Source organism: Enterobacter sp. PL_is379 (assembly GCF_055817355.1).
This window is the reverse complement of sequence record NZ_JBVPGT010000031.1, coordinates 484,726-494,378: the sequence shown is the minus strand read 5'-3', so window position 1 is coordinate 494,378 and position 9,653 is coordinate 484,726. Positions and strand designations below refer to the sequence as shown.

General features: G+C 54.7%; 9 protein-coding genes and 1 other annotated feature. Of the genes, 4 read left to right on the top strand and 5 right to left on the bottom strand.

Going from position 1 to position 9,653, the window contains the following annotated elements:
- Positions 1 to 280: 280 nt before the first annotated feature.
- From clpB to rluD, 3 genes are all read right to left on the bottom strand, one after another.
- Positions 281 to 2,854 (bottom strand): ATP-dependent chaperone ClpB, encoded by a 2,574-nt coding sequence (gene clpB / locus AC0TOY_RS18855; RefSeq protein ID WP_032646889.1) that lies wholly within the window; start codon positions 2,852 to 2,854, stop codon positions 281 to 283.
- Positions 2,855 to 2,983: 129 nt separating this feature from the next.
- Entirely contained in the window at positions 2,984 to 3,715 is a 732-nt protein-coding gene (yfiH, locus tag AC0TOY_RS18850) for a purine nucleoside phosphorylase YfiH (protein ID WP_148769439.1), read from the bottom strand.
- A complete protein-coding gene (rluD, locus tag AC0TOY_RS18845) occupies positions 3,712 to 4,692 on the bottom strand; it encodes a 23S rRNA pseudouridine(1911/1915/1917) synthase RluD (RefSeq protein WP_473722356.1) in 981 nt (326 codons plus the stop codon). The genes yfiH and rluD overlap by 4 nt, the downstream gene beginning before the upstream one ends.
- A 131-nt stretch (positions 4,693 to 4,823) precedes the next feature.
- Here rluD and bamD point away from each other — a divergent pair, with 131 nt between their 5' ends.
- The 4 genes from bamD (at position 4,824) to pheA (ending at position 7,598) form a co-directional block, all read left to right on the top strand.
- Entirely contained in the window at positions 4,824 to 5,561 is a 738-nt protein-coding gene (gene bamD, locus AC0TOY_RS18840; protein WP_023308867.1) for an outer membrane protein assembly factor BamD, read from the top strand.
- A 268-nt stretch (positions 5,562 to 5,829) separates the two neighbouring features.
- Positions 5,830 to 6,171 carry a ribosome-associated translation inhibitor RaiA gene (gene raiA, locus AC0TOY_RS18835; RefSeq protein WP_008502470.1) on the top strand — a complete coding sequence of 114 codons (342 nt, stop codon included), beginning with the start codon at positions 5,830 to 5,832 and terminating at the stop codon, positions 6,169 to 6,171.
- 110 nt (positions 6,172 to 6,281) lie between these two features.
- Positions 6,282 to 6,407: a sequence feature (Phe leader region), on the top strand.
- Positions 6,283 to 6,330 (top strand): pheA operon leader peptide PheL, encoded by a 48-nt coding sequence (gene pheL / locus AC0TOY_RS18830; RefSeq protein WP_100249759.1) that lies wholly within the window; start codon positions 6,283 to 6,285, stop codon positions 6,328 to 6,330. (Overlaps the previous feature by 48 nt.)
- A gap of 30 nt (positions 6,408 to 6,437) precedes the next feature.
- Positions 6,438 to 7,598: a bifunctional chorismate mutase/prephenate dehydratase gene (pheA, locus tag AC0TOY_RS18825; RefSeq protein WP_473722355.1), complete on the top strand. Its 1,161-nt coding sequence runs from the start codon at positions 6,438 to 6,440 to the stop codon at positions 7,596 to 7,598.
- Here the strand turns inward: pheA and AC0TOY_RS18820 are convergent.
- Together AC0TOY_RS18820 and tyrA are read right to left on the bottom strand one after the other, a co-directional pair.
- On the bottom strand, positions 7,595 to 8,467 hold the full coding sequence (locus tag AC0TOY_RS18820) for an SMP-30/gluconolactonase/LRE family protein (protein WP_473722353.1): 873 nt from the start codon (positions 8,465 to 8,467) through the stop codon (positions 7,595 to 7,597). The two genes, pheA and AC0TOY_RS18820, sit on opposite strands and share 4 nt — an antisense overlap.
- Before the next feature lie 60 nt (positions 8,468 to 8,527).
- Positions 8,528 to 9,649, bottom strand: a complete 1,122-nt coding sequence (gene tyrA / locus AC0TOY_RS18815) for a bifunctional chorismate mutase/prephenate dehydrogenase (RefSeq protein ID WP_024908344.1) — start codon at positions 9,647 to 9,649, stop codon at positions 8,528 to 8,530.
- Positions 9,650 to 9,653: the final 4 nt, after the last annotated feature.

Here is a 9,653-nt window from a genome sequence, read left to right as displayed (position 1 = left end):
CGCTTCGCTTTTCGCTGCGGCGCGGGGTGTGCATATTACGCTTTCCCGCTTCAGAGTCAAGCGTTTATTTTCGCTTTTCTCTGCTGACCCGGCGGCGTGTGTGCCGTTGTTCCGTGTCAGTGGAGGCGCATTATAGGGAGTAATTCTGAACCTGCAAGGATAAAGTGAAATTTATTTACTGACCGCTCACTTTCCAGGCAAAACCGACTCCAGACATCAATTTTCGCCTGGTTTTTAAACAAAAACGAGCCGCAAGCGGCTCGTTTTTGCGTTTTGTGACTTACTGCACTGCCACAATGCGATCGTCGTTGGCTTCCAGACGAATAACTTTGCCTGGAATCAACTCTCCGGAGAGGATCTGCTGCGCCAGTGGGTTTTCGATCTGCTGCTGGATAGCACGTTTCAATGGACGCGCACCGTAAACCGGATCGTAACCATTCTCGCTCAGCAGCTTCAGCGCCTCGTCGGAGATGTGAATTTCATACCCACGCTCTTCCAGACGTTTGTACAGACGCTGCAGCTGGATCTGCGCAATCGACGCAATGTGTTTCTCACCCAGAGGATGGAATACCACCACTTCATCAATACGGTTGATGAACTCAGGACGGAAGTTATGGCTCACCACACCGAGCACCAGATCCTTCATATGGCTGTAGTCCAGTTCACCGAAACGTTCCTGAATCAAATCAGAACCCAGGTTCGAGGTCATAATGACAACCGTATTACGGAAGTCGACCGTTCTCCCCTGCCCGTCGGTCAGACGCCCATCATCCAGCACCTGCAACAGGATGTTGAACACATCCGGGTGTGCTTTTTCCACTTCATCCAGCAGGATGACGGAATAAGGACGACGGCGAACCGCCTCCGTCAGGTAACCGCCTTCTTCATAACCGACATATCCCGGAGGCGCACCGACCAGACGCGAGACGGAGTGTTTCTCCATAAACTCGGACATGTCGATACGCACCATCGCATCGTCGCTGTCGAACATAAAGTTAGCCAGCGCTTTACACAGCTCGGTTTTACCGACACCGGTCGGCCCCAGGAACAGGAACGAACCGATAGGACGATTAGGATCGGAAAGCCCCGCACGACTACGGCGAATAGCGTTCGATACCGCCTCAACCGCTTCGTTTTGACCAATCACACGATTGTGAAGATCGTTCTCCATGCGCAGCAGTTTTTCACGCTCGCCTTCCAGCATGCGCGCCACCGGAATACCGGTCCAGCGAGCAAGCACTTCCGCGATTTCTGCATCCGTCACCTTATTACGTAACAGACGCATCGTTTTCCCTTCTGACTGCGTCGCTATCTCAAGCTGTTTTTCCAGCTCAGGAATTTTGCCGTACTGCAGTTCAGACATCCGCGCCAAATCGCCGACACGGCGAGCCTGCTCAATGGCAATTTTTGCCTGTTCGAGTTCAGCTTTGATGGTCTGCGTACCGGAAAGCGAGGCTTTCTCGGCTTTCCACTCTTCTTCCAGCTCAGAATACTGGCGCTCTTTATCGTCCAGTTCTTCATTGAGCATATCGAGGCGTTTCTTACTGGCTTCATCAGACTCTTTCTTCAGCGCCTGCTGTTCCAGCTTGAGCTGAATGATGCGTCGGTCGAGCCGGTCCAGCTCTTCAGGTTTCGAGTCAATCTGCATACGAATGCTCGACGCCGCTTCATCAATCAGGTCGATCGCTTTATCCGGCAGTTGACGGTCAGCGATATAACGATGCGAAAGCGTCGCCGCCGCAACGATGGCCGGGTCAGTGATCTGCACGTGGTGGTGCAGTTCATAGCGCTCTTTCAGACCACGCAGGATCGCAATGGTATCTTCAACGCTTGGTTCAGCAACAAACACTTTCTGGAAACGACGCTCAAGAGCAGCATCTTTCTCAATGTACTGACGATATTCGTCCAGCGTAGTGGCACCGACGCAGTGAAGCTCACCGCGCGCCAGCGCAGGTTTCAGCATGTTCCCGGCATCCATCGCGCCGTCTGCTTTACCCGCGCCGACCATGGTGTGCAGTTCATCGATAAACAGAATGACGTTGCCTTCCTGCTTCGCCAGGTCGTTAAGCACGCCTTTCAGGCGCTCTTCGAACTCGCCGCGGTATTTCGCACCGGCCACCAGCGCGCCCATGTCCAGCGCCAGCACGCGGCGGCCCTTCAGGCCTTCCGGCACTTCACCGTTGACGATACGCTGCGCCAGCCCTTCAACAATGGCGGTTTTACCGACACCCGGTTCACCAATCAGCACCGGGTTGTTCTTGGTACGACGCTGCAGTACCTGAATGGTACGGCGGATTTCTTCATCACGGCCGATAACCGGGTCAAGTTTGCCCTGTTCAGCACGCTCGGTCAGATCGACCGTAAATTTCTTCAAAGCCTGACGTTGGTCTTCGGCTCCCTGATCGTTCACGCTTTCACCTCCGCGCATTTTCTCAATCGCCTGAGTCACATTGGCGGTGGTCGCACCGGCAGATTTCAGCAGGTCGGTCAAGGTACCGCGTGATTCAAGCGCCGCCAGAACAAATAGCTCTGACGAAATAAAGTTGTCCCCACGTTTTTGCGCCAGCTTGTCGCAAAGGTTCAGCACGCGTACCAGATCCTGCGACGGCTGAACGTCGCCGCCGGTCCCTTCGACCTGCGGCAAACGGCTCAGCGCCTGATCGATAGCGGTGCGTAACTGGCCAGCATTAATGCCAGCGGACGTTAATAAAGGACGTACCGATCCCCCTTCCTGATTCAGCAAGGCGCTCATTAAATGAAGAGGTTCGATAAATTGGTTGTCGTGCCCCAGTGCGAGGGACTGGGCATCGGCGAGAGCAAGCTGGAATTTATTAGTAAGACGATCCAGACGCATAACTCCTCCCATAACAGGTCAAATTTGCTACTGGAGATTAAATGAGGTCATCCCTCAATTATTCAAGGTTAATGACCTGAATTATGTGAAAAGAAAACGGCACGTACCGGATCGTCTTGATTCTTTAGGTTATATCAGCCAAATAAAACTTGCCATACGACCAGTGGTCTTGTCGCGGCGATAAGAGAAAAAATCACCCTTTTCGGTGAATGTGCAGCGATCGCCGCCGGAGATCTGCGTTACGCCCACGTTATTCAAACGCTGACGCGCAAGCTGGTAAATATCGGCCAGATATTTATCTCCAGAGGGCAGGAAGGAGTCCACCGCTTGCGGATCTTTATCCATAAAGGCGTCGCGGACCTCTGGGCCCACTTCAAAAGCGCGAGGACCAATGGCCGGGCCAAGCCAGGCCATAATATTGGCGGGCTCATCCTTAAAACAGGCGACGGTTTCTTCCAGCACGCCTTCACACAGTCCACGCCAGCCCGCGTGTGCTGCAGCCACCTCGGTACCTGCACGGTTGCAGAACAGCACTGGCAGACAATCGGCGGTCATTACGGCACAAACGGTTCCCGGAGTATTGCTGTAAGAGGCATCAGCGCGTTTAGAAGCATAGGGTTCTCCCGTCAACTTCAGCACCGCCTTGCCGTGAACCTGTTCCAGCCAGACCGGCTTCGACGGCAAGTTCCCCGCAGCAAACAGACGCCTGCGGTTCTCTTCCACGTGTTCCAGGTTGTCACCACAGTGCGCACCGAGGTTCAATGACTCCCACGCGCCCTGGCTAACACCGCCAGTGCGGGTTGAACTGCAGGCAGCCACGCCAGCAGGCAATGGCCACTCCGGGACAATCAGTTTGGTCATAACCAGTCCACTTGATCCTTATGTTCTTCGAAATCAGCACGCATGGCGTCAATAAGATCCACCATATCCTGAGGGATAGGCGCATGCCACTCCATCTGAATGCCGGTGATAGGATGGTAAAGACGCAGCATCGTCGCGTGCAGCGCCTGACGATCGAATTTACGCAATACGCTGATGAACTCATCCGATGCGCCTTTAGGCGGACGCGGACGGCCACCGTAGACCTGATCGCCCACCAGCGGATGGGTAATGTGGGCCATATGCACACGGATCTGGTGAGTACGCCCGGTTTCCAGACGCAGACGCAGGCGCGTATGAATACGGAAGTGTTCCATAATGCGATAGTGCGTCACCGCCGGTTTACCCATCGGATGCACCGACATATGGGTACGCTTGGTTGGGTGACGGCTGATAGGCTCCTCCACCGTTCCGCCAGAGGTCATATGCCCAATGGCTACCGCTTCATACTCACGGGTGATTTCGCGCAGCTGCAGCGACTCCACCAGACGTGTCTGAGCAGGAACGGTCTTCGCCACCACCATCAAACCCGTGGTGTCTTTATCCAGACGGTGCACGATGCCCGCGCGCGGGACATCCGCGATCGGTGGATAGTAATGGAGAAGTGCGTTAAGTACCGTACCGTCAGAGTTCCCCGCGCCCGGATGAACAACCAGGTCGCGCGGCTTGTTGATCACCAGAATGTCATCATCTTCATAGACGATGTCCAGTGGGATATCCTGCGGCTCGAAGCGGATTTCCTCTTCGATTTCAGCATTGATGGCGACAGCTTCCCCACCTAACACTTTCTCTTTTGGTTTGTCCCAGATCTTGCCGTTTACCAGCACGCGCTGGTCAAGGATCCATTCTTTTATGCGTGAACGCGAATAATCAGGGAACAATTCGGCCAAAGCCTGATCTAAGCGTTGACCGAGCTGATTTTCGGAGACTGTTGCGGTGAGTTCTACTCGTTGTGCCATAAACTGCTTCTTCGTTTAACGTTGGGTTTTACGGCTTTGCCGTTTAATATAGTGTGCTATTGTAGCTGGTCTTAATCGGGAGCAGGAACAGAGTTTCTCCCGGACAAACATTTGAGGAAAGTCAAAACGTCATGACGCGCATGAAATATCTGGTGGCAGCGGCCACGTTGAGCCTGGCTTTGGTGGGCTGCTCCGGTTCAAATGAACAGGTCCCTGACAATCCGCCGAATGAAATCTATGCGACTGCACAACAAAAGTTGCAGGACGGTAACTGGAAACAGGCGATAACGCAACTGGAAGCGTTGGATAATCGCTATCCATTTGGTCCGTATTCGCAGCAGGTACAGTTAGATCTCATCTACGCATACTATAAAAATGCCGATCTGCCGCTGGCTCAGGCAACCATCGATCGTTTCATGCGTCTGAACCCGACTCATCCTAACATCGACTACGTGATGTACATGCGCGGCCTCACCAACATGGCGCTGGACGACAGTGCGCTGCAGGGCTTCTTCGGCGTGGATCGTTCCGACCGTGACCCGCAGCATGCGCGTGATGCCTTCAATGACTTCTCCAAACTGGTGCGCGGCTATCCGAACAGTCAGTACGTGACCGACGCCACCAAGCGTCTGGTGTTCCTGAAAGATCGTCTGGCGAAATATGAATACTCCGTGGCGGAATACTATACCCGCCGTGGCGCATGGGTTGCCGTGGTTAACCGCGTAGAAGGTATGCTGCGAGATTATCCGGATACTCAGGCAACGCGCGACGGCCTGAAGCTGATGGAAAATGCTTACCGTCAGATGCAGATGACCGCTCAGGCTGAAAAAGTGGCGAAAATCATCGCCGCGAACAGCAGCAACACCTGATTTTGCCTCAATGCAAAACGGCAGCCCGAAGGCTGCCGTTTTTTTATTCGTTTCTGAGCGTCGCTGAAGCGCGTTAGCCTCAACACATCCTGTCAACTATGGCCCCAATTTATGCCTTCTACAAGGTAAATCTCACCTCTTCCTGCCCTGCCTCACAAAAAAGATTCCCTGACAAAAACCGACAAAATAACGTGATCTAAATCACACATTTTGACATTAGGTCGGGTATGCTGGAATCACCAAGACGGAAAGACAAGAGGTAAAATTTATGACAATGAACATTACCAGTAAACAAATGGAAATTACTCCGGCAATTCGCCAGCACGTCGCAGACCGTCTCGCCAAACTGGATAAATGGCAAACACATTTGATTAATCCACATATCATCCTGTCCAAGGAGCCGCAGGGTTTCATCGCTGACGCAACTATCAATACTCCAAACGGCCATCTGGTCGCCAGCGCAAAACACGAGGATATGTACACCGCTATTAACGATTTGATCAACAAGCTGGAACGGCAGCTCAATAAAGTGCAACACAAAGGTGAAGCCCGTCGCGCCACAACGTCGGTGAAAGACGCCAGCTTCGCGGAAGAAGTTGAAGAAGAGTAATCCTTTAAATTGAGTGTACCGCCAACGCGCCTTCGGGCGCGTTTTTTGTTTTTTATTGACAGGGTGAAAACAGTACGGGTACTTTAACGGTATCACTCACAGGATGACTTTATGAAACTTACGCCGTTCTTCTTCGCATTCTTTTTTACCTTCCCCTGAACGGGAGGCGTTTCGTCGTGTGATAAAGAATGCGAAGACGAACAACAAGGCCTCCCACACCGGGGGGCCTTTTTTATTGATAACGATAAAATGAGACAGGCAACACTATGACACCGGAAAACCCGTTACTGGATCTGCGCGTAAAAATCAGCGCGCTGGATGAGAAACTGCTGGCGCTGCTGGCCGAACGCCGTACTCTTGCCGTTGAAGTGGGCAAAGCCAAACTGGACTCCCATCGCCCGGTTCGTGATATCGACCGCGAGCGGGATCTGCTGGAGCGTCTGATCCAACTCGGTAAAGCGCATCATCTCGATGCCCACTACATCACCCGGTTGTTCCAGCTCATCATCGAAGACTCCGTTCTGACCCAGCAAGCGCTACTCCAGCAGCATCTCAATAAGACCAATCCGCACTCTGCGCGTATCGCTTTCCTCGGGCCAAAGGGCTCCTATTCTCACCTGGCCGCACGTCAGTATGCCGCACGCCATTTCGAAGAGTTTATTGAAAGCGGCTGCGCGAAGTTTGCCGACATTTTTAACCAGGTCGAGACCGGCCAGGCGGATTACGCCGTGGTGCCGATTGAAAACACCAGCTCCGGCGCCATCAACGATGTCTACGACTTGCTGCAGCACACCAGCCTGTCGCTGGTCGGCGAGCTGACGATCCCTATCGATCACTGCGTGCTGGTCTCCGGCTCAACGGACCTGAACACGATCGAAACGGTCTACAGCCACCCGCAGCCGTTTCAGCAGTGCAGCCAGTTCCTGAACCGCTATCCGAACTGGAAAATTGAGTACACCGAAAGCACCTCGGCGGCGATGGAAAAAGTCGCCCAGGCGAACTCTCCCACCGTCGCGGCGCTCGGCAGCGAAGCGGGCGGCGCGCTGTATGGTTTACAGGTGCTGGAACGCAACCTGGCAAACCAGACGCAAAACATTACCCGCTTCGTGGTGCTGGCCCGCAAGGCAATCAATGTGTCTGACCAGGTACCGGCCAAAACCACGCTGCTGATGGCCACCGGCCAACAGGCCGGTGCGCTGGTTGAAGCCCTGCTGGTACTGCGTAATCACAACCTGATCATGACCAGGCTGGAATCGCGCCCAATCCACGGTAACCCGTGGGAAGAGATGTTCTACCTCGATATCCAGGCCAACCTGGAATCTGCTTCCATGCAGAAAGCCCTGCGCGAGCTGGGCGAGATCACGCGTTCCATGAAGGTGCTGGGCTGCTATCCGAGCGAAAACGTCGTCCCGGTCGATCCGATCTAACGTTCGATAAAGCGGCTTTTCTTCATCCCTGCCACGCTCACCGGCAGGGTGAAGATAGCGCCGGAGAGAGGATATTTCGCCACCTCCTCCGCATCCATATTTTCCCGCGTGGTGGTAATAAACAGCGTTTTCATATCATCGCCGCCAAAGCAGACCATCGTCGGGCAACGTACCGGCATGCGGTATTCTTCCAGCAGCTCCCCTTGCGGTGAAAAACGCGCGATGCGCCAGCCGTCAAACAGCGCGCTCCAGTAGCAGCCTTCCACGTCCATCGCCGCGCCGTCCGGTATCCCCTCGCCCTCTTTAAACTGACGAAACACCTCTCGCTTACCCGGTTCGCCCTGCTCATCAAGCGGGGTACGGTAAATCACACCGTTTGGCGTGTCTGAGGTAAACATCCACTGCTTGTCCGGGCTAAACGCTAAGCCGTTATGCCCGTGGATATCGCACTGGATCACCTTCGGCGTCAGGTCGTTGTCGATGCGCATCAGCAGGGCGCCGTTGTAATCTCCCGGCCCCCAGAACGTGCCCGCATAGAACCGGCCCTGATGGTCGGTACCCCCATCGTTAAAACGCGCCAGCTGCGGGTTAGAGGGGTTGTCGCACACCTTGCGCTGCAGAAGGCCATGCTTATCGGCAAGCCAGATGCCATTGCGCATGGCGACGATAAACCCGCCGCGCTCGCGCAGCGCGAAACAGCCCACCTCCTCGTGGAAAGAAAGCACGGTGTGTTCCGCCGTCGGCAGATGGTAGCGGTGGATCTCCCCTTCAAGAATATCGGCCCAGTAGAGCGCGCGCTCTTCTACGCTCCACGTCGGGCATTCAGGCAAATGCCCGGTATAATTCAACAGCAGCTGCGGTTCGGCCATGACAGTTCCCCAAAATGAAAAAAGCCAGCAATGCTGGCTTTCAGTATATACATCATCGCATTACTGGCGACTGTCATTTGCCTGGCGCAACAGCGTCCGGCTCTCACTCTGGAAGCGCTGCGCGTAATCGCCAAACCAGTGCTCGACCTTGCGGAAGCTGTCGATAAACGCCTGCTTGTCTCCGTGCTCCAGCAGCGTAATGGCTTCCCCAAAGCGCTGATAGTAGCGCTTGATCAGCGCCAGGTTGTTCTCGGAGGACATAATAATGTCCGCGTACAGCTGCGGATCCTGCGCGAACAGGCGGCCGACCATCGCCAGCTCCAGACGATAGATCGGTGAAGAGAGTGCCAGCAGCTGTTCAAGCTGCACGTTCTCTTCCGCCAGATGCAGGCCGTAGGCAAACGTCGCAAAGTGGCGCAGCGCCTGAATGAACGCCATGTTCTGATCGTGCTCGACCGCGCTGATGCGGTGCAGTCGCGCACCCCATACCTGAATCTGCTCCAGGAACCACTGATAGGCTTCCGGCTGACGACCATCGCAGTAAACCACCACCTGCTTAGCCAGGCTGCCGCTGTCCGGGCCAAACATTGGGTGCAGACCCAGTACCGGGCCGGTATGTGCAGCCAGCATGGCCTGCAGCGGACCATTTTTGACAGAGGCCAGATCCACCAGGATGCAATCTTTCGGCAAAGGAGGCAGCTTTTCGATGATCTGCTCCGTCACGTGGATCGGCACGCTGACGATAACCATCCCGGCATCTTTCATGAGTTCCGGTGCCTGCGCCCAGTCCTCTTTTTCCAGAATGCGCACCTGATAGCCAGACAGCGTCAGCATTTTTTCAAACAGACGCCCCATCTGCCCTGCACCGCCGACAATCACCACCGGACGCAGGGACGGGCAGAGAGTTTTAAAACCCTTGTCGTTTTCGCTGGAATAGGACTCCCGCATCACGCGACGCAGAACATCTTCTATCAGGTCCGGCGAAACGCCCAGCGCCTGCGCCTCTTTGCGACGGGAGGCCAGCATGGAGGCCTCGCGCTCCGGGACGTAAATCGGCAGGCCGTATTTGCTTTTCACCTCACCCACTTCGGCAACCAGCGCCATGCGGCGCGCCAGCAGGTCCAGCAGCGCCTTATCCACTTCATCAATTTGATCGCGCAGTGCGGTCAATTCAGCAACCATAACT

What these genes read in the sequence shown, in the direction of transcription:
- AC0TOY_RS18820 (WP_473722353.1), bottom strand. Translation starts at nt 8,467, where the DNA reads ATGGCCGAACCGCAGCTGCTGTTGAATTATACCGGGCATTTGCCTGAA.
- tyrA (WP_024908344.1), bottom strand. Translation starts at nt 9,649, where the DNA reads ATGGTTGCTGAATTGACCGCACTGCGCGATCAAATTGATGAAGTGGAT.
- yfiH (WP_148769439.1), bottom strand. Translation starts at nt 3,715, where the DNA reads ATGACCAAACTGATTGTCCCGGAGTGGCCATTGCCTGCTGGCGTGGCT.
- clpB (WP_032646889.1), bottom strand. Translation starts at nt 2,854, where the DNA reads ATGCGTCTGGATCGTCTTACTAATAAATTCCAGCTTGCTCTCGCCGAT.
- pheA (WP_473722355.1), top strand. Translation starts at nt 6,438, where the DNA reads ATGACACCGGAAAACCCGTTACTGGATCTGCGCGTAAAAATCAGCGCG.
- raiA (WP_008502470.1), top strand. Translation starts at nt 5,830, where the DNA reads ATGACAATGAACATTACCAGTAAACAAATGGAAATTACTCCGGCAATT.
- rluD (WP_473722356.1), bottom strand. Translation starts at nt 4,692, where the DNA reads ATGGCACAACGAGTAGAACTCACCGCAACAGTCTCCGAAAATCAGCTC.
- bamD (WP_023308867.1), top strand. Translation starts at nt 4,824, where the DNA reads ATGACGCGCATGAAATATCTGGTGGCAGCGGCCACGTTGAGCCTGGCT.